This window comes from Providencia huaxiensis, from assembly GCF_002843235.3.
In the GTDB taxonomy this organism is placed as follows: domain Bacteria; phylum Pseudomonadota; class Gammaproteobacteria; order Enterobacterales; family Enterobacteriaceae; genus Providencia; species Providencia huaxiensis.
Genome location: NZ_CP031123.2, coordinates 70,297 through 91,114 on the forward strand (window position 1 = coordinate 70,297; position 20,818 = coordinate 91,114).

At 38.9% G+C, this 20,818-nt stretch carries 19 protein-coding genes and 1 other annotated feature; of the genes, 10 read left to right on the top strand and 9 right to left on the bottom strand.

Annotated features, from left to right (window positions below; genetic code table 11):
- Window positions 1–13: 13 nt before the first annotated feature.
- The gene (robA, locus tag CYG50_RS01790) at window positions 14–928 is read right to left on the bottom strand and encodes an MDR efflux pump AcrAB transcriptional activator RobA (RefSeq protein ID WP_102138957.1); all 915 of its coding nucleotides are present in this window, start codon (window positions 926–928) and stop codon (window positions 14–16) included.
- A 185-nt stretch (window positions 929–1,113) separates the two neighbouring features.
- Between robA and creA the strand changes: the two genes are divergently transcribed.
- Complete coding sequence (gene creA, locus CYG50_RS01795; protein WP_102138958.1) at window positions 1,114–1,590, top strand: protein CreA; 477 nt, start codon at window positions 1,114–1,116, stop codon at window positions 1,588–1,590.
- 112 nt (window positions 1,591–1,702) lie between these two features.
- Here the strand turns inward: creA and arcA are convergent, their stop codons facing one another.
- Window positions 1,703–2,419: a two-component system response regulator ArcA gene (arcA, locus tag CYG50_RS01800; protein ID WP_004905684.1), complete on the bottom strand. Its 717-nt coding sequence runs from the start codon at window positions 2,417–2,419 to the stop codon at window positions 1,703–1,705.
- 1,088 nt (window positions 2,420–3,507) lie between these two features.
- Here arcA and thrL point away from each other — a divergent pair.
- From thrL to thrC, 4 genes are all read left to right on the top strand, one after another.
- Window positions 3,508–3,576, top strand: coding sequence for a thr operon leader peptide (thrL, locus tag CYG50_RS23610; RefSeq protein ID WP_071548816.1), 69 nt, complete (start codon window positions 3,508–3,510; stop codon window positions 3,574–3,576).
- Window positions 3,515–3,636 (top strand) — a sequence feature (Thr leader region). Its footprint overlaps the gene before it by 62 nt.
- A gap of 24 nt (window positions 3,637–3,660) precedes the next feature.
- Complete coding sequence (gene thrA / locus CYG50_RS01810; protein ID WP_102139068.1) at window positions 3,661–6,120, top strand: bifunctional aspartate kinase/homoserine dehydrogenase I; 2,460 nt, start codon at window positions 3,661–3,663, stop codon at window positions 6,118–6,120.
- A gap of 3 nt (window positions 6,121–6,123) precedes the next feature.
- Entirely contained in the window at window positions 6,124–7,053 is a 930-nt protein-coding gene (gene thrB, locus CYG50_RS01815; protein ID WP_102138959.1) for a homoserine kinase, read from the top strand.
- 3 nt (window positions 7,054–7,056) lie between these two features.
- Entirely contained in the window at window positions 7,057–8,352 is a 1,296-nt protein-coding gene (gene thrC / locus CYG50_RS01820; RefSeq protein ID WP_102138960.1) for a threonine synthase, read from the top strand.
- 126 nt (window positions 8,353–8,478) lie between these two features.
- Here the strand turns inward: thrC and CYG50_RS01825 are convergent, their stop codons facing one another.
- From CYG50_RS01825 to CYG50_RS01850, 6 genes are all read right to left on the bottom strand, one after another.
- Window positions 8,479–9,132, bottom strand: coding sequence for a hypothetical protein (locus CYG50_RS01825; protein ID WP_102138961.1), 654 nt, complete (start codon window positions 9,130–9,132; stop codon window positions 8,479–8,481).
- A gap of 61 nt (window positions 9,133–9,193) precedes the next feature.
- A complete protein-coding gene (locus CYG50_RS01830) occupies window positions 9,194–9,415 on the bottom strand; it encodes a hypothetical protein (RefSeq protein WP_102138962.1) in 222 nt (73 codons plus the stop codon).
- Between the two features lie 446 nt (window positions 9,416–9,861).
- Window positions 9,862–10,056 carry a hypothetical protein gene (locus tag CYG50_RS01835; RefSeq protein WP_102138963.1) on the bottom strand — a complete coding sequence of 65 codons (195 nt, stop codon included), beginning with the start codon at window positions 10,054–10,056 and terminating at the stop codon, window positions 9,862–9,864.
- 204 nt (window positions 10,057–10,260) lie between these two features.
- Entirely contained in the window at window positions 10,261–10,725 is a 465-nt protein-coding gene (locus CYG50_RS01840) for a PcoE/SilE family metal-binding protein (protein ID WP_102138964.1), read from the bottom strand.
- Window positions 10,726–10,832: 107 nt separating this feature from the next.
- A complete protein-coding gene (locus CYG50_RS01845; RefSeq protein ID WP_102138965.1) occupies window positions 10,833–12,224 on the bottom strand; it encodes a Cu(+)/Ag(+) sensor histidine kinase in 1,392 nt (463 codons plus the stop codon).
- Window positions 12,217–12,900, bottom strand: a complete 684-nt coding sequence (locus CYG50_RS01850) for a heavy metal response regulator transcription factor (RefSeq protein ID WP_102138966.1) — start codon at window positions 12,898–12,900, stop codon at window positions 12,217–12,219. The genes CYG50_RS01845 and CYG50_RS01850 overlap by 8 nt, the downstream gene beginning before the upstream one ends.
- 154 nt (window positions 12,901–13,054) lie before the next feature.
- On the opposite strand from CYG50_RS01850, the gene CYG50_RS01855 reads away from it, so the two are divergent.
- Genes CYG50_RS01855 through CYG50_RS01875 form a run of 5 tightly spaced genes read left to right on the top strand, consistent with a single transcriptional unit; the run spans window position 13,055 to window position 19,709 of the window.
- Window positions 13,055–14,464, top strand: coding sequence for an efflux transporter outer membrane subunit (locus CYG50_RS01855; protein ID WP_102138967.1), 1,410 nt, complete (start codon window positions 13,055–13,057; stop codon window positions 14,462–14,464).
- Between the two features lie 8 nt (window positions 14,465–14,472).
- Window positions 14,473–14,814, top strand: coding sequence for a copper-binding protein (locus tag CYG50_RS01860; RefSeq protein ID WP_229597530.1), 342 nt, complete (start codon window positions 14,473–14,475; stop codon window positions 14,812–14,814).
- Between the two features lie 17 nt (window positions 14,815–14,831).
- Window positions 14,832–16,100: an efflux RND transporter periplasmic adaptor subunit gene (locus tag CYG50_RS01865; protein WP_102138969.1), complete on the top strand. Its 1,269-nt coding sequence runs from the start codon at window positions 14,832–14,834 to the stop codon at window positions 16,098–16,100.
- Between the two features lie 3 nt (window positions 16,101–16,103).
- The gene (locus CYG50_RS01870; protein WP_102138970.1) at window positions 16,104–19,241 is read left to right on the top strand and encodes an efflux RND transporter permease subunit; all 3,138 of its coding nucleotides are present in this window, start codon (window positions 16,104–16,106) and stop codon (window positions 19,239–19,241) included.
- Between the two features lie 45 nt (window positions 19,242–19,286).
- Window positions 19,287–19,709: a DUF411 domain-containing protein gene (locus tag CYG50_RS01875; protein WP_102138971.1), complete on the top strand. Its 423-nt coding sequence runs from the start codon at window positions 19,287–19,289 to the stop codon at window positions 19,707–19,709.
- A 48-nt stretch (window positions 19,710–19,757) separates the two neighbouring features.
- On the opposite strand, the gene CYG50_RS01880 is transcribed toward CYG50_RS01875, so the two are convergent.
- Entirely contained in the window at window positions 19,758–20,750 is a 993-nt protein-coding gene (locus CYG50_RS01880; protein ID WP_102138972.1) for an aldo/keto reductase, read from the bottom strand.
- Window positions 20,751–20,818 lie beyond the last annotated feature (68 nt).

Consider the following 20,818-nt stretch of genomic DNA (forward strand, 5'->3'; position numbering starts at 1 on the left):
AAACTCCTTTGCTTTAAGGGGTCGCGGCCGAACCTGTTTTGATAGGAACATAATAATCAAAGGTATCGATATGTGTTTTGGGGTCATCATCTTCAGGGGTGATATGACGTAAATCGATGTTTTTTAATCGATAATGTTCGATGTCATAACCTGGTCGACGTGTTAAATTCAGCTTAGGCAGATATACACCATAAATTTGGTATAAAAACTCTTGTAATGCATCTCGAGTTGGCGTCCCATTGAATGAAAATTTAACATAATGGCCACTTGGTAACGTTAAGCTTGAGTATTGGTCTGTGTTAAAACTCGCATCTTCAGGTTTTACCGCCGTGGTATAGAACACCGTTTGTTCATCTTCTTTTTCTGGATTATGAATGGCATGGTGCAAGCCAAAAACTTCAGACGCAATCGTCGTCGTATTATCCAAATAGTAGTGCCAAAATGTTTGGCGCATTTGCGAACAAGCGGTCGACCACTCTTCTAACGCATAAGAACAACTTTGTTCCAAGCCAACCAGTTCTTGCTCTGGCATTTGTAGGAATTCATGTTCAATATTGGTGTGATTATCTAAAATAATCGGTGGGCAAATACCTGCCGCACACCACTCTTCACTCCGGCGGTAAAAAGCAGGGGTTAGGTTAAATTGCTTTTTAAAGGCTCGAGTAAAAGTTTGTTGCGAATCAAAGCGATACTGCAACGCAATATCAAGAATTGGTCGGCTTGTTAGCCGCAATGCCACAGCAGCTCGAGAAAGCCTTCTGGCTCGAATATAAGCACCAATCGCTTGGTCAGTCACCTCTTTGAACATTCGTTGTAAATGCCACTTTGAGTAGCCCGCTTTTGCGGCAACATTATCTAGCGAGAGTGGTTTATCTAGGTTGTCATCTATCCAGCGAAGCAAGTCGCGAATAATATTAGTTTGATCCATGTATATCCCCAGCCAATGCGACTTATAGAACAGATATAATCTATCAATGAATGGCTATTCTATATCAAGTTATCTTTTTCGTTTATAGTAAATGAGTTGTATTTGATAATTAGTTAAGAAAGTGAATAATAAGTCTTGTTTTACTACGAGGTTTTACCGATTTTTAGTTGAATAGGAAATTCAGTATGCGTTGTTCCAGATTAAAAAATATCGCACTTACAGCATTATTATTAGCGTTGCCGAGCATGACATTTGCTGAAGAAATCGGTTCAGTCGATACTGTTTTTAAAATTTTCGGCCCTGACCATAAAATTGTCGTTGAAGCATTTGATGACCCTGATGTTGAGAATGTCACTTGCTATTTAAGTCGTTCAAAAACAGGGGGGATCAAAGGGGGTTTAGGGTTAGCGGAAGACACCTCTGATGCTGCAATTTCATGCCAGCAAGTTGGACCGATTGAGTTAAGCGACCGTGTCAAACGCAAACCGACGAAAGGGCAAGTTGTCTTTCAAAAACGAACGTCTTTAGTCTTCAAAAAATTACAAGTTGTACGTTTTTACGATCCAAAACGTAATGCATTAATTTATTTGACTTATTCAGACAAGATGATCGACGGTTCACCAAAGAATGCGCTAAGTGCAGTGCCGATTATGCCTTGGTGATAACAAAAAACGGTTGAGTCGATGTACTCGCAATAAAAATGGCTCGCCAATAAAAAATCCGTTGCCTAAAAGACAACGGATTTTGATAATCAGTAAATAATTAGCTTGCTAATTATTCGTCTAAATCACCGCAGAAGCGATAGCCTTCACCGTGGATGGTTGCAATGATTTCTGGTGTGTCAGGTGTCGATTCAAAATGTTTACGAATACGACGGATCGTGACGTCAACAGTTCTGTCGTGTGGTTTTAATTCACGGCCAGTCATTTTCTTCAGCAGGTCTGCACGAGTCTGAATTTTTCCTGGGTTTTCACAGAAATGCAGCATCGCACGGAATTCACTACGGGGTAATTTGTAGTGCTCACCCGCAGGGCTGACTAATGAACGGCTATTGATGTCTAATTCCCAACCATTAAATTTATAGCTTTCTACTAAACGACGCTCTTCAGTACCGCCCGCTAAATTCATTGTACGGGACAGTAAGTTGCGCGCACGAATAGTCAGTTCGCGTGGGTTAAATGGTTTAGTGATATAGTCGTCAGCACCAATTTCAAGGCCAAGGATTTTATCCACTTCGTTATCGCGTCCTGTTAGGAACATTAACGCAATGCTTTCTTGCTCACGAAGTTCACGAGCAAGTAATAAACCGTTTTTACCTGGTAAGTTAATATCCATGATGACTAAATTGATGTCATGTTCAGAGAGAACATTATTCATCTCTTCGCCATCAGTTGCCTCATGAACCACATAGCCTTCCGCTTCAAAGATGCTTTTCAGCGTATTGCGTGTGACAATTTCATCTTCAACAATCAAAATGTGTGGGGTCTGCATAGTTGCTACCTAAAGTATTAAAATAAGAATACTGAACTCACAATCCGTTTCCAGTTAGGTGGTTTTAATATTGTTCTCTGGAAAAACACGTTTATGAGTATAAATTTGTTTTGAAATTCAACAGTGACATTATGTTGCCATTTCAGGCAAAAGACTTTAACAACAAGTCAAAATATAAGCACTTTCCCAATATTGTACTGTTAACAGCAATATAACAGCTAATACTGCATTTACCACCTAAAAAACTAACTTTTGTTGATACATATCAAAATCAATTGTAGCACGTTAACAAAAATTGTTAGGTAGATAATTATATAAATTAATGCGGTGTTTAGGAATCAGATAGCGTCTAAAAAAAGGGAGCAGTTGATGCATAGGGGATGCTTCGGATTGGTATTAATGAATATAGTCTTCAATGAGTTAAATATACCATTATAAATAATGTTTAATTTGTGACTTACCTCCGATTTCGAAATGTTATTTTAATACAAAAAAAGGTGAAAAATTTATCTTGTTAGCGATAACGGGATGCAAATATTCAGTTTGTGAGCTTTTATGTTATTTAATTAGGAAAGATACTTATTTTATTTTGTCGCGGGTGGTTTTTAACAATCACCTAGCATTTGTTTGTAATTTAACCAGATGAAGAAGTATGGGTTTTAAGTGTAAGTACTTACTTTGCAATTTATTGCATTAGTGGTTGTAGGCTGATGACTATGAATGGTAAGTGGTAAGAAATATATGAGCTAAATACGTGGGGTGAGTGGGTCATTTTTACGCATTTTTTCACCTTGGTCCTCTTCACAAGAAATGGCTAAAGGTCATCTGTGTTGTCTGTTTTATAGGCAATTTCGTTTTTTGTTGGTTAAAAAATTATTCATCTTGAAATTTTAATTATTTTAGTTTTTAAAACCAATATTGGTGTGATGGATATCTTTTTGGGGAGGTGTTTTTCATGCTGGTAGATAATTTATCAAGTAAAAAAAGGGTTTTAAAAGGGATGTTTTACAAATAAATTTGACAAAATATACCAATTGCTTTAACCGTATAGGGAGAAACTTAAAGAATCTAAGAGACAGACAGAATCTATGCGTAATATCAGCCTGACTATTATTATTACCACCACCACCGTAACCACAGGAAACGGGGCGGGCTGACGCATCCAAAAAATAAAAATGAAAAAGCCCGCATACTTAACCGATGCGGGCTTTTTTTTGGTGTTAATTCAGGAGAGAAATACCATGCGTGTGCTTAAATTTGGCGGTACTTCGGTTGCAAATGACGAACGAGTACTGAATGTTGCTGACATCGCTGAAGGCAAATTAGCAGATGGACAAGTGGCTTTGGTGTTATCCGCGCCAGCAAAAATCACTAACCATTTGGTTGCTATGATTGAAAAAACGGTTGCAGGACAAGATGTCATCACGCATGTTAATGATGCTGAAATGATTTTTGCTAACCTTTTAAAAGGATTAAAAGAAAAACAACCTGGTTTTGAATATGACCGGTTAAAAAAACTGACAGAGCACGAATTCGCGCAAATCAAACAAGTACTGCATGGTATTACTCTTCTCGGACAGTGTCCAGACAGCATTAACGCATCAATTATCTGCCGTGGTGAGAAACTCTCTATCGCAATTATGGAGTCTGTGCTAAAAGCACGCGGTCATAATGTGACCGTCATTAACCCTGTTGAGAGCTTACTCGCGAAAGGCCACTACCTTGAATCTACAGTTGATATAAATGAGTCAACAAAACGCATTTCTGATTTAAATATACCGAAAGAGCATTTTGTCCTAATGGCAGGCTTCACCGCAGGTAATGAGAAGGGTGAATTAGTGGTATTAGGCCGTAATGGGTCTGATTATTCAGCCGCAGTGCTAGCGGCTTGCTTACGTGCCGACTGTTGTGAAATTTGGACTGATGTTGATGGCGTCTATACATGTGACCCGCGTTTAGTGCCTGACGCTCGTTTATTGAAAGGCATGTCATACCAAGAGGCCATGGAGTTATCCTATTTTGGTGCCAAAGTTCTCCATCCTCGTACCATCGCCCCAATTGCTCAATTCCAAATCCCTTGCCTGATAAAAAACACCACTAATTTAAGCGCGCCTGGCACTTTAATTGGTGATGGCCAAACTGACGACAGCACGCCAGTGAAAGGGATCACCAACCTGAATAATATGGCGATGATCAACGTATCTGGCCCCGGTATGAAGGGGATGGTCGGTATGGCTGCACGTATTTTCTCCGTCATGTCTCGTCGAGGGATCTCGGTTGTTCTGATCACGCAATCTTCATCAGAATACAGTATTAGTTTTTGTGTCCCACAAAATGAGTTAGTCAGAGCCCGTGCAGCACTGGAAGAAGAGTTTTACTTAGAGTTGAAAGATGGCGTACTTGAGCCACTGGATGTGATGGAGCAGTTAGCGATCATTTCTGTGGTGGGCGACGGTATGCGTACTTTGAAAGGCATTTCGGCTCGTTTCTTCTCTGCGTTAACTCGTGGCAACATTAACATTGTCGCTATTGCGCAGGGGTCTTCTGAGCGTTCTATTTCTGCCGTTATTGCCAATGACGCTGCCACAACTGCGGTACGCTTATGCCACCAAATGCTATTTAATGCAGAACAAGTTATTGAAGCCTTTGTCATTGGTGTTGGTGGGGTTGGTAATGCGTTAATTGAACAAATTCATCGCCAGCAACAATGGCTAAAACAAAAGCATATCGACTTACGTGTCTGTGGTATTGCGAATTCACGTGCAATGCTCACGGATATGCAAGGGATCGATTTAGGTAACTGGAAAGCGGAACTGGCGGAAGCGAAAGAGCCATTTAGCTTAAGCCGTTTAATTCGTTTAGAGCGTGAATACCATTTCTTGAACCCTGTCATTATCGATTGCACATCAAATCAGGAAATTGCAGAGCAGTATGTTAATTTCTTGAAAGATGGCTTTAATGTGGTCACACCGAATAAAAAAGCCAACACTTTGTCGATGGATTACTACCATCAGTTACGTGCGGCAAGTGAAACATCGAAACGTAAATTCCTCTATGACACCAACGTAGGTGCAGGTTTACCCGTTATCGAGAACCTACAAAACTTACTGAATGCAGGGGATGAACTAGTTCACTTTAGTGGAATTTTATCGGGTTCTTTATCATTCATCTTTGGGAAATTAGACGAGGGCATGTCTTTATCGGAAGCCACAACACTGGCTAAAGAAAAAGGTTTCACAGAGCCAGACCCTCGTGATGATTTATCAGGTATGGATGTGGCGCGTAAATTATTAATTTTAGCCCGTGAAGCGGGTTACAATTTAGAACTACAAGATATTGAAATTGAACCTGTTTTACCTGCTGATTTTGATAGCAGTGGTTCTGTTCCTGAGTTTATGGCTCGTTTACCACAACTGGATGCACAATTTGCACAGCGTATAAAAGCCGCAGAAGCGGAAGAAAAAGTGTTACGCTATGTTGGGTTAATTGAAGAAGGGCGCTGTCGGGTGAAAATCGTTGCTGTGGATGGTAATGACCCTCTCTTCAAGGTTAAAAATGGTGAAAATGCACTGGCCTTCTATACACGTTACTACCAGCCAATTCCTTTAGTATTAAGAGGTTATGGTGCAGGTAATGATGTTACTGCAGCTGGTGTATTTGCGGATGTGCTGCGTACCCTTTCATGGAAACTGGGAGTTTAATAAGTGATTAAAGTTTATGCACCGGCTTCAATTGGTAATGTGAGCGTCGGGTTTGATGTTCTTGGCGCTGCAGTTTCTCCAGCGGATGGTTCATTGTTAGGTGATTGTGTAACAGTTGAAGCGGCGGACACTTTTTCGTTGACGAATAAAGGCAAATTCGTTGCTAAACTTCCGAAAAAAAATGAACACAATATTGTTTACCAGTGCTGGCAATTGTTTTGTGAGCGCCTTGGTCGACCATTAAATGTCGCTATGACGCTCGAAAAAAATATGCCAATTGGTTCAGGGCTCGGTTCTAGTGCGTGTTCTGTTGTTGCAGCACTGATGGCGCTAAACGAATTTGCAGAGAAACCCTTCGATGATACCCAATTGCTTGGCATGATGGGGGAGTTAGAGGGGCGTATTTCAGGAAGTGTGCACTATGATAACGTCGCACCGTGCTTTTTAGGTGGTTTACAGCTGATTATCGAACAAAATGGCATTATTTCTCAGCCTGTGCCTGCATTCGAAAACTGGTATTGGGTCATGGCCTATCCTGGCATTAAAGTATCGACAGCGGAAGCGCGTGCGATCCTTCCTAATAGCTATCCCCGCCATGATATTGTAAATCATGGTCGATACCTATCAGGGTTCATTCATGCTTGTCATACAAACCAATCGTTACTTGCAGCAACGATGATCCAAGATGTTGTGGCTGAACCTTATCGTACACAACTATTACCCGGTTTTGCGGCAGCACGCCAGAATGCAAAAGAAATCGGTGCATTAGCTTGTGGCATTTCTGGCTCTGGGCCAACACTGTTCGCTATTTGCGATGAGAAGCATATCGCTGAAAAAATGGCGAGCTACTTGCAACAACATTATATTCAGAATGATGAAGGCTTTGTGCATATCTGCCGTTTGGATCTGGCCGGGGCAAGGACAATAGGGTAAATAATGAAACTGTATAATTTAAAAGATAACAACGAACAAGTAAGTTTTGCGCAAGCGGTTAAGCAAGGTTTAGGCAAGCAACAAGGTTTATTTTTTCCTCAAGACTTACCTGAATTCACTGCGACTGAAATCGACGAATTATTAAAATTAGATTTTGTCACTCGTAGCAGTCGTATTTTAAGTGCTTTTATTGGTGATGAGATCCCTCATGAGGAGCTCGCTGCAAGGGTCGAAGCCGCGTTTGCTTTTCCTGCGCCAGTTTCTAAGGTTGAAGATGATATCGCGACACTGGAGCTATATCATGGGCCAACACTCGCATTTAAAGACTTCGGTGGTCGCTTTATGGCTCAGGCACTGGGGCAAGTCGCTGGTGAGCAGCCAGTGACCATTTTGACTGCCACTTCTGGGGATACAGGAGCAGCTGTTGCACACGCATTCTATCGTCTTAAGAACGTCCAAGTTGTCATTCTCTACCCAGAAGGAAAAATTAGCCCGCTGCAAGAAAAACTCTTCTGCACGCTGGGTGAAAATATTCATACGGTTGCGATTAAAGATGACTTCGATGCATGCCAAGCATTAGTAAAACAATCGTTTGATGATGAAGAACTAAAAAAAGCGCTGTATTTAAATTCGGCTAACTCGATCAATATCAGCCGTTTATTAGCGCAAATTTGTTATTACTTTGAAGCTGTCGCACAGATCCCAGCAGAAAAACGGGATCAATTAGTGATCTCGGTTCCGAGTGGTAATTTTGGCGATCTTACAGCGGGTTTATTAGCTAAATCAATGGGCTTACCTGTTAAGCGCTTCATTGCAGCTACTAACGTCAATGATACTGTGCCACGTTACCTCGTTGATGGGCAATGGAAGCCAAAACAAACGGTAGCAACCCTATCGAACGCGATGGATGTTAGTCAGCCAAACAACTGGCCTCGTATAGAAGAGCTATTCCGTCGTAAAGGTTGGTCTCTTGATGAATTAGGGCATGGGGCTGTGAGTGACGAAGTGACTAAAGAAGCAGTACGTGAATTAGATAAAAAAGGGTATTTATCTGAGCCACATGCTGCAGTTGCTTATCGTGTGCTTCGTGACCAATTGCAAGAAGGCGAGTTCGGGCTGTTTTTAGGTACGGCACACCCGGCTAAATTTAAAGAGAGTGTTGAAGAAATTCTTAATAAGGCAATACCTTTACCTAAAGAGTTAGCAGAGCGTGCGGAACTACCACTACTCTCACACTTTTTACCCTCTGATTTTGTACAATTACGCACATTTTTAATGAAGTTAGCACCTAAGCAGTAAATATTGCTAGAGTACAAAAAACGGAAGCGAAAGCTTCCGTTTTTATTGGTAATACCATCTTTTATTAAGATAATTATAGGGTTTCATATTGCCACATCACTTATACACTTTTAACGGATTGGTTTGTCACATTGAGCTAATGCCATCGTGCCCGTCTCTACCGCCATCAGGTCCACCGCGTCCTCCTTTTCCTCCTTGGCTACCATTACCCCCATTGCCGCCATTACCACTACCAGAGCCGTTGCCCCCATTACCCCCGTTACCGCCATTAGTTCCACCATGCCCTCCATTACCCCCATTGCCATTTACCGTTCCATTACCGCCATTCCCACCACTACCACCACCATCGCCATCACCGCCATTTCCACCATCACCTCCAGTTATACTGCCATTGCCGCCATTTCCTCCATTGCCATTACTGCCTTCTTCTGCGTTACCACCATTGCTACCATTACCGTTATTTGATCCCGTTCCGCCATTTCCACCATTTTGACCATCACCCCCATGGCCACCGTGACCCCCATGGCCACCATGACCACCTTGACTATCATTTCCAGCTTGGCCCGAATTCCCATTTTGTCCATAGCTTACAAAGCTAAAAAATTTAGAATAGTAATATTGGCCATGGAGTTTCGAACATACCTTATTATTAATTTCATTAATATTAAATTCATTTTTTAATAAACAATTAGATGCAGTATTAAATAAGGAGTGAGAGTATGCTGAAAATGAAATAGAACTCATTAATAAGACACCAAGTGAGATGTAATTTTTATACATTATAAATTCCTCCGTTCCCCCCTCATCGAGTGAGGAGGGAAATATTTAGTGACTAGTTAAATTATCTACCGTTGCCGCCATTACCGCCATTACCGCCGTTGCCGCCATTACCACCATTGCCACCATTACCACCATGACCGCCATTCCCACCATTTCCTCCATGGCTTTGTTCGTAAACAGTAGAATAAGTAGAAATATTGTCAGAATGTTTTTCTTGGAAAGAAGTTGCAGATGATAGAATTGGGAATAATAAAGATACTATGACAATAGATGCTTTATACATATAAGATCCTCGTTTAAAAGTTTAAATTAAAATGAACTGCAATGAAATTGTAATTCATGGTTTTGAATAAGCAATTAGTTATTTATCTATGTGTGTAATTAAATTTATTTTACGATAAATATAAAGTATTATGGCTTTTTTTTATTTTTTTGTTTTATATTAATAACAAATATTTAATTAGTTATATAACTAATAAACCCTTAGTGATTAAAGTAATTAATTAGCAATTGATGATGTAATATTTTATTTTCTAATTAATTTTATAGTTGTGTTTGGGGTATTTTTTGAAAAAAAGGGTAAAGTGGGGCTTTTTAAATTTGGTCCCACTTTACTTTTGATTTAACCGCATATAGACCAGTATTTCCGAAGAGAGTATATTAAATGGATATAGGGCTATACATTATGAGGGAAATATTCTTTAAATTTTATTTGGTATCTTATTGCTTTTATTCGATGTTCAGCCAAACATCATCATCATCTCCATTTTTTACTTGAAACCAAACATCATCATCATCTCCGTTATAGGCTATTTTTAAGTCTATACTTAGGATAGGTGGCTCTGGCGGGAAGGGAAGAATAGGGGTAGCCAAAGAGAGTGCTGGAAATAATAAAGATGCAAGTATGATTGATTTTTTAAACATATAATCGCCTTTTAAAGTTAATATTAAAATGAACTGCCTAGAAATAATAAACTATTTTTTTTGATGTTCAATAAATAGCTTTATTTGTTTTTAATAAAAAATGAAATGGGTTTAATAAAATTGAATGCGAGGGGGTTAGGCTTATTTTGATTGATTTAAAACCATATTAATTAGTTATTTGATAATATGGTTTTAAAATTTCAATTAATTATTTTTTAAATTTTCTATTATTTTACTTTGAATCGATTCTGATGAGCTGTTTTTATGAAAGCTTAACATAGTGACTGCTTTTTCATTTTCATTCATTTCGGAAAATGATTTCGCAACTTTTACTGCCGGTTGTTTATAGTTAGGTGATAGGCTTTGGTGGCGACTGATCATACTTTGCATTATTGGTGATGTATTGTTTTGCGTAAAACTCAATGCAGCAGCAGCTTGGGCGTGTTCATCTAACTCAAGGAATGACTGAGTTGAATTGATATCATTATTGGTCGAAATACCCGCTTTACTTAAATGGCTATTAATCGATTTTAAATTAGAATAAGAAGTATTGTTTTCAGTGAAATTTAATGCATTTGCAGCATTATAATGTATTTCTTTTTCAGTTTGAGCGGCAGATACATGTCCTGTTACAGCTACAAGTGTTAAAGCAAAAATAAATTTTTTCATTGTGAACCCTTATTAAGTTAAATAGTTTATCTTATAACTATAATAAGGCTTTATTTCTGTCTGAATACTGACAACAAAATGACAAAATTGCCATTTATGGTAGACATTCAATTTGGTTTCATAGGTAAAAATACAGTAAAGCGTGTTGAAAAATCATCTGATTTTACAGAGATCCTGCCTTTATGCGCTAATATAATTGATTTGACGATTGCCAACCCAATTCCACTTCCTTCATTTTTTCTTTGTCTTGATTTATCTACTCGATAAAATCTATCAAAGAGTTTTTCTAAGTGTTCTTCGGGTATTTTTATACCGGGATTGCTGATGATTAATTCAATACCCTCTTTTACATTTGAAATGTTAATGCTGACAGAGTCACCCCTTGGGGTGTAGCGGATAGCATTTGATAATAAATTAGTAATCGCTCTTCTTAACATGTCTTTATCGGCCATAATAGGACTAGTGTCCCCAATTAGCTTAAGTTTTATTTCATTCTCTTCAGCGAGATATTCAAAATAATCAAATATGAGCTCTATTTCAGTTTTAATATTAATGATTTTTTTCTCTGGGATAAGCCTATTATCATCTGCTTGAGCAAGAAAAAGCATATCAGAGATCATTCGTGATAGTCGGTTATATTCTTCCAAATTAGAATATAACACTTCAGCTAGCTCTTCTTTACTGCGGTTTTTACTCAAAGATATTTGAGTTTCAGTCATTAAATTAGTGATTGGTGTACGCATTTCATGAGCAATATCTGCCGAAAAATTTGTTTGCCTTACGAAAACATCTTCAATTTTTACTAACATCTGATTAAATGATTTTGTTAATTGCTTCAATTCATTAGGTACAGAATCAGGATCTAAACGGACGCTTAAGTTTTCGGATGTGACATTTTTTATTTCATCGCTTACATCTTTAAGGGGTTTTAATCCCTTTATCACAAGGAAATAAACGACAAGAATAGTAAATAAGCACAGTATAATTGCACTGATAATCAAACTGTTTATTAATGAGCTCAGATAATCATGATGAAAATTTAATGATAGCGCAGTAACTAATCGATATTGTTTAGGCTCTGAAGGAGGGCCCACCTGAATAAGACTTTCTGATAGACGATAATCTTTGAGCTCTACGTCTTGGTTATTTTTATCAGGATCATAATTTTTTAAGTGCGTAATAAGTTTATCTGTTGCATTGGGAGATACTAATGTATTTCCTTTATTATCAATGAGATAAATGGTAGCATCTTGATGCTCATTAATAATGGTTTTAATTCGTGCGTATTGCTCACTTTGTGGATCTGAATTGCCATTTAATAAGCTTCGGATCGTTAAATTCAACTGGTTAAGTGTGTATTCATCTTGCTGCTTAAAATGTAACATAACTGAGTTGATCATGATCGAGCTAAATAATAGTAAGGCGAGGGAGAGAGTAATACTAATCAAAACAATAAGACGAATTGAAATAGAGACAGGAGATCGAAACAGCTTAATCATTTTCAGGGATCTCGAGTAAATAGCCCATCCCTCTAATGGTATGAATCAATTTAGGTTCATAGCCTTGATCTATTTTAGCCCTCAGCCTTTTAACTGCAACATCAATGACATTGGTATCACTATCAAAATTCATATCCCAAACTTTTGAGGCGATAAGAGAACGAGAAAGAACTTCGCCTTGGTGAAGAATAAAAAATTCCAATAATGAAAATTCTTTACTGGTGAGTATAATTTTATCATTTTCACGTGTAACGCGTCGTTTGATCAGGTCAACATGCAAATTAGCAATGGTAAATTGTGTTTTTTGGATGCTGTTATTGCCTCTGCGTAATAAAGTTCTTACTCGAGCAAGTAGCTCAGAAAAATCAAATGGCTTAACAAGATAATCGTCAGCACCTATCTCTAACCCTTTGACTCGATGTTCAACATTACCTAAAGCAGTAAGCATGAGGATTGGCGTATTTTTTCCTGTATTGCGTAAGTTTTTAGCAATCTCCCAGCCATTAATATCTGGCAACATCACATCAAGAATAATTAAATCATAGTCTTCAGTTGTCGCCATATGCAGGCCTGTAATGCCATTTTCGATTGCATCAACAATAAACCCGGACTCACTTAAGCCTTTAGATAAGTATTCTCTCGTTTTATGTTCATCTTCAACAATAAGTAGTTTCATCTCAGGCCCTGCAGTCAGGAAAACAATGTAATCATTCTAAGCACTATGGCAACGAAATGTAAAATGACAAATTTGTCATTTTCATGTCATGAATCTAACAGGAGGCCTTTTTTACTATAGTGACAATTTTAATCACTAGAGGCATGGCTATACCATGTATTCCCCTAAAATATTAATAATAGCTTATGCCCTAATTTTGACTGGTTGTGTTTCGCTTGCCCCTGAATATCAACGCCCTAATTTTAATTTGCCTCATCAATTCAGTGGCAATGTTTCTGATGTAGTAACGCGGGATAAAACAGCGCGGGATAAAACAGAATTAGCAATACCAAGTTGGTCTCAATTTATTCAAGACCCACAAATGAAAAGCGTGATAGAAATTGCGCTTGAGAAAAACAGTGATTTATATCTTGCGGCCTTAGATGTAGAAGAAGCTCGTGTGCGTTTTGGGCTAGCAGGAGCAGAAAAATATCCTCAAATTAGTTCATCGATGAGCGGCGATTATGGCCAATCATTAGAGTCTGGGTCATCCTTCAATAAGAAATACAGTGCAGGCGTTGATATCAGTTATGAACTGGACTTTTTTGGGCGTATTAAAAATTTATCTGATGCCGATAAAGCAAAGTTTATTGCTTCTCAAGAGATGAAGCGTGCGACACAAATTATCACAATCAAAACGGTAGCAGAGGCGTATTTAGATGTGGTGTATAACCAGAAATTATTATTAATTGCGCAAGAGACGAAGCAAAGCTACCTCAATAGTCAATCGATTGTAATGCAAAAAGTGGCGGCAGGAAAAGCCGCGCTATCAGACCTAGAACAAGCTAAAGGGCAAGTACAGTCTATTTCTATTAATATCGAAAAAATTGAAAGTGAAATTGCAAAAAATGAAAATTTACTGAATTTTTTGACAAATGACTATGTAACAAAAATAAATTTAGATCTAGGACGCTACGAGCCAAACTATCCTTTAATTACAACTCCTTCAGATATTCCCTCTGAAATATTATTAAAACGCCCAGATATTATGGCTGCGGAGCAAAATATTATTTCTGAGAATGCCAGTATAGGTGTAGCAAGAGCCGCTTTCTTTCCTTCTATTTCCTTTAATACAGGAATTGAAAACAGTAATGATTCTTTAACAGGGTTATTTGACTCTTCAAATGGTATTTGGAATTTTATTCCTAAAATTACGCTACCTATTTTTACTGGTGGCACAAATAGCCGAAATTTAGAATTAGCAAATATCAGAAAAAATAAAGCAATAGCTAATTACGAAAAAAGTATTCAAGTAGCATTTCGAGAAGTGAAAGATGCCTTAGTGATCAAATCGAGTTTAGAAAAACAACTCATCTCCCAAGTACAATATGTCAACACGCTGCAAAACGTCTTAACACAGAAACAAGCGAGTTATCGATATGGCAGTTTGAGCTATCTCGATGTTCTTGAAGCACAGCGTAGCTTATTTACCGAACAACAAAATTTATTGATGTTGAAAATTGAACAGCAGAAGAATGAAATAAATTTATTCTCTGCATTAGGTGGCGGATTAATAAAATCATGAGGGTAACAATGAAAAAATTAAATACAGTATTTTTTGCAATTTCAATGGCGATGTTAACAGCAACTAGTTATGCAAATGCTGCTGAACATAACCACTCTATTTATCCAGAAAAAGTCGCAGAGCCGACAATCAATACCGAAGGAACGCTAATCTCGATTGATAAAGATAATAAAAAGTTAACAATAAATCATAAAGAAATTCAAAGTATTGGCTGGCCACCAATGACGATGCGTTTTACCTATGAAGATGAAAATATGATTAACGGCTTACAAGAAAATGATGAATTAAAATTTTCATTTGTACAACAAGGCAATCTTTCAATGTTGAAATCCGTCGAAAAGATAAACTAAATAGGTAGAGAGATGTTATGTCATTAGTTAACCTGACCAAATTGCTATTGGTAATTATTTTATCGAGCGTTATTTCAATTTTATTTTACCGATATTTTTTCGTTGTAGAAAATAATAACCAACCAGTTGAAAAACAAGAACGCACCGTATTGTATTGGTATGACCCGATGTATCCCAATACCAAGTTTGATCAACCAGGGAAATCCCCGTTTATGGACATGGATCTTGTTCCTAAATATGCGGATGAAAACTTGGCTTCAGCGAATAGCAAAGGGATAACAATTAACCCAACACAGACACAAAATTTAGGACTTAAAACGGTGGATGTAAAGTGGGGGAAATTAAGCTATGACTTAACATTTCCAGGCGAAATTGCATTTAATGATCATCAATTCGCTATCGTGCAAGCGCGAGAAAATGGTTTCGTTGAAAAAGTTTACCCATTCACCGTTGGTGAGAGGATCCAAAAAGGGGGTCCTATTGCTGATCTAACGATCCCTGCATGGGTTGAAGCGCAAAGTGAATATCTTGCACTCAAGCAGATGAATGCGAGCCAGCAAGATCTTAATAGCGTCATTGAGCGTTTACGTTTAAATGGCATGCCAGAGGGAGCACTTTCTCAGTTTATTAAAACAGGAAAAGTCCAATCACGTTTTACGATCCAAGCACCTATTTCAGGGGTAATTACTGCACTTAATCTACGTTTAGGGATGAACGTATCTAAAGAAGTTGTTATTGCACAAATACAAGGAACAGATCCATTATGGATTAATGCCTCTGTTCCTCAGTCAGTTGCTGAATTACTGAATAAACAAACAGAATTTACAGTTTCTATTCCCGCTTATCCTTCACAGTTATTTACTGTAAAAAACTGGCTGATATTACCTAGCGCAGACCAAGCAAGTCGTACAATTAATATTCGTACAGAAATTGCGGACCCTAGCCATTTATTAAAACCGGGTATGACTGCATATTTGAATTTAGTTGCAGAAGGTAATGAAAGTTTATTGATCCCTTCACAAGCCATTGTGGATTCAGGGAAAGAACAACATGTTATTGCTGTTGGTGAGAATGGTGAATTTATTCCGAAAAGAGTACGAGTGCTCAGTGAATCTCAACAAATGACGGCAATATCTGAAGGGCTACAAGTGGGTGAGCATATTGTGACTCAGGGGATTTTCCTGATTGATTCCGAAGCGAATATTGCGGGAGCATTAGCCAAGATGGAAGCACTTCCTGAGCCTTCAGCGTCATCTAATCATTCATCACATAAATCTCAGGAGTAGAGTATGTTGGAATGGATTATAAGACGCTCAGTCGCTAATCGCTTTTTAGTCCTAATGGGAGTCATGTTTTTAGTTATTGCGGGTATTTGGAGTATCCGCAGTACACCTGTTGATGCATTACCTGACTTATCTGATGTACAAGTGATCATCAAAACCACTTATCCAGGGCAAGCGCCCCAACTGGTCGAAAACCAAGTCACATACCCAATAACGACGACGATGTTATCTGTGCCGGGAGCAAAAACGGTACGGGGTTTTTCTGCATTTGGTGACTCATATGTTTATGTTATTTTTGAAGATAATACAGATTTATACTGGGCTCGTTCACGCGTTTTAGAATATTTAAATCAAGTCCAAAACCAATTGCCAAAAGGTGCGGTAGCCTCTATTGGCCCGGATGCGACAGGGGTTGGCTGGGTTTTTGAATATGCTTTAGTGGACAAAACAGGAAAGCATAATCTAGCTGAACTGCGCTCATTACAAGATTGGTTTTTGAAATATGAATTGAAGGCTTTGCCAAATGTTTCCGAAGTTGCAACCGTCGGAGGTGTGGTTAAATCTTATCAAATCTTAGTTGACCCGCTCAAGCTCAGCCAATTTTCCGTGACATTACCTGAAATAAAACAGGCAGTTGAAATGGCTAACCAAGAAGCGGGTGGCTCATCGATTGAAATTGCTGAAGCTGAATATATGGTTAGAGCGAGTGGCTATCTTCAATCTATTGATGATTTCAATAAAATCTACCTAAAAACTCCCGAAAATGGCGTGCCAATTTACCTACAAGATGTTGCTCGAATACAGGAAGGCCCCGAAATGCGTCGTGGGGTTGCTGAGCTAAATGGGGAAGGCGAGGTAGTTGGTGGTATTATCTTGCTTCGCTCAGGTGAAAATGCACGTAATGTGATCCATGATGTAAAACAGAAACTTGAAGATTTAAGTGCCAGTTTACCGGAAGGCATCGAAATTATCACAACTTATGATAGAAGTATTCTTATTGATAACGCGATTGATAATTTAAGCTATAAGTTGCTAGAAGAATTTATTGTTGTCGCATTGGTGTGCGCTATCTTCCTATGGCATTTCCGTTCTGCATTAGTCGCAATTATTTCCTTGCCTCTCGGATTATTTATTGCCTTTATTGTCATGCGTTATCAAGGAATAAATGCAAATATTATGTCATTGGGGGGGATTGCAATTGCTATCGGGGCAATGGTAGATGCCGCCATTGTGATGATCGAAAATGCGCATAAAAAATTAGAAAAATGGCAACATGAAAATGAAGGTAAAGCCATTGATAATACCCAGCGTTGGAAAGTTATTACTGACTCTGCTGTTGAAGTTGGGCCGGCATTATTTATCAGTTTATTAATTATCACATTGTCTTTTATTCCTATCTTTACGTTGGAAGGACAAGAAGGCCGTTTATTTGGCCCACTCGCATTTACAAAAACCTATGCCATGGCGGGGGCTGCAGCGTTAGCGTTAATTGTGATTCCAATCCTAATGGGGTATTGGATCCGCGGTAATATTCCAAATGAAAATAAAAATCCACTGAATCGTTGGTTGATTGCTCTCTACAGTCCTATTCTAATTAAGGTATTAGCATGGCCGAAGACCACCTTATTAATTGGTTTCTTATCTTTATTTACCGTGATATGGCCATTAAAACATTTAGGGGGGGAATTTCTTCCTGCGATTAATGAAGGTGACTTACTTTATATGCCTTCAACACTGCCGGGAGTTTCGCCTGCCCAAGCGGCATTTTTACTACAAAATACAGATAAGCTAATCAAAACTATTCCTGAGGTCGATACGGTATTTGGTAAAGTCGGTAAAGCTGAAACGGCAACGGACTCAGCCCCTATGGAGATGATTGAAACAACGATACGTTTGAAGCCGCAAGCAGAGTGGCGAGAAGGGATGACACTTGAAAAAATTATTGATGAGCTTGATGAAACCGTGCGTTTGCCCGGGGTTGCAAACTTATGGGTTCCGCCTATTCGCAATCGTATTGACATGTTATCTACGGGAGTCAAAAGCCCTATAGGCATCAAAGTGTCAGGAAGAGATCTTGATGAGATCGATGCATTAGCCCAAGAAATTGAAAAAGTGACAAAATCGGTTCCCGGGGTTGTTTCTGTTTTGGCTGAGCGATTGGTTGGTGGGCGTTATATTGATGTCAAAATTGACAGAGAAAAAGCGGCACGTTTTGGCATGAGTATCAGTGATGTACAAGTTTATATTTCAATGGCGACTGGTGGGGAAATGATCGGGGAAACGGTTGAAGGGATTGAGCGTTACCCAATTAGCATAAGATATCCTCAAGATTACCGAAATAGCGTATCTGCGATGAAATTATTGCCAATTTTAACGCCGAGCAAACAGCAAATTGTACTTAGTGATGTTGCTGATGTATCTGTGAATATGGGCGCTCCAATGTTGAAAACAGAGAACGCAAGACCGACTAGCTGGATTTATATTGATGCGCGTGATCGCGATATGGTCTCTGTTATTAAAGATATTGATGCCGCAATAAAAGATAACATCCAAATGAAGCCGGGCTTGAGTTATTCCTTTACGGGACAATTTGAATTGCTCGAAAGAGCCAACCAAAAATTAATGTTAATGGTTCCTGCTACCATACTGATTATTTTTGTCCTGCTTTATTTAGCATTCAGACGATTTAGTGAAGCATTACTGATTTTATTAAGCTTACCTTTTGCTTTAGTGGGCGCTATTTGGTTCCTTTATTGGATGAACTTTAATTTATCGGTTGCAACAGGGACTGGGTTTATTGCATTGGCAGGTGTCGCCGCTGAATTTGGCGTAGTTATGTTGATTTATTTACGCCATGCAATCGAAGATAAAGAAAAACAGCAAGGAATAAGCAAGTTATCAAACCAAGATTTAGACCATGCATTATATGAAGGTGCTGTTTTACGTGTCCGTCCTAAAGCCATGACAGTTGCCGTAATTTTAGCGGGTTTATTGCCAATATTACTTGGGACAGGAGTCGGTTCGGAAGTCATGAGCCGTATAGCAGCACCGATGATTGGCGGCATGATCACCGCGCCATTATTGTCCCTATTTATTATTCCTGCAGCTTATAAATTAATCTGCCAGTTACGCCATAAAAAATAGACACTTTTTAAGTACTCGTCATTATTATTGATAAGGTAAATAGCAATGAAAAAGATAATTTTAGGTGGAATGTTTTTACTCTCATTTTCTGCATTTTCTCAAAACCAGAGCGTGCAATTGTATAAAGATGCAAATTGTGGCTGCTGCCAATTATGGGGAGAAGGAGTTAAAAAAGCAGGGTATGACGTTGTGGTCAATGAAATCAGTTATGATGACTTGAACAAACTGAATGATGAGCTGAATGTGCCATACAACTTACGCAGTTGCCATATCGCTAAATACAAAGGTAAGGTGATTGTTGGTCATGTTCCTGTCAGCAGTCTTGATGCGATTGATACCTTACCGGCGGATGTGGTAGGAATTTCTGTTCCGGGTATGCCAATTGGTAGCCTAGGGATGGAGCAGCCGGATGGCCGTACTCAGCCTTATTCTGTGGTGCAGTTTAAAGCAAATGGGGAATATCGTTAATTAAGATAAAATTTATTAAGTTGCAGGGTTATCTGCAACTTATTGGTTTTATTCGCTTTCGAATATTAATTCGATGGCTTTGAGTTCTTCTTGCGTAAAATTACGATTTTTTAGGATCCCCATTGCATCATCAATTTGGCTAATACGGCTTGCACCGATGAGAACGGAAGTGATCCTATCATGTCTAAGTAACCAGGCTAAGGCCATTTGGTTTAACTTCTGCCCTCTTTTTACCGCCAATTCATTCAATTGTTTAACTTTTGATAAAATGGTTGAGGTGAGCCTTTCAGGGGGTAAAGAAGGGTTGCCTGCCGCGCGTGAATCAGCAGGAATGCCATTAAGGTAGCGATCAGTTAAAATTCCACCGGCTAGCGGAGAATACGCAATAGAGCCCACCCCTTCTTCTTCCAGTAAATCGAGTAAATCTTCTTCGGGAGTGCGTTCTAGCATGGAGTATTTAGGCTGGTGGATCAGGCAAGGGGTCCCCAATTCATTGAGAATACCAATTGCTTCTTTGGCTAAATTGGTTGGGTAATTAGAAATCCCTACATACAGGGCCTTTCCTTGGCGAACAATGAGATCTAGCGCTCCCATGGTTTCTTCTAATGGGGTATTGGGGTCAGGTCGATGATGATAAAAGATATCCACATAATCCAAGCCCATTCGCTTCAAGCTTTGGTTAAGGCTTGCAACCAAATATTTTTTACTTCCCCAGTCACCATAAGGGCCATCCCACATAGTGAAACCCGCTTTTGATGAAATGATCATTTCATCACGATAAGGCAGAAAATCTTGTTGCATGATTTGGCCAAATGTACTCTCGGCAGATCCAGGAGGTGGCCCATAATTATTAGCCAGATCGAAATGGGTGATCCCAAGGTCAAAAGCATGACGAAGCATGGCTTGGCAGTTATCAACGGGTTTGTTATTACCAAAGTTGTGCCATAACCCTAATGAAATGAGTGGTAATCGTAACCCGCTACGGCCACATAAACGATATTCCATTTCGTTATAGCGCTTTGATGATGCAACATAAGGCATACTTCACCTCCAAAATAGTGGGTAAAACCTCAACTTATACTGTCATAAAGCTAAAAAGCAGGCTGAGG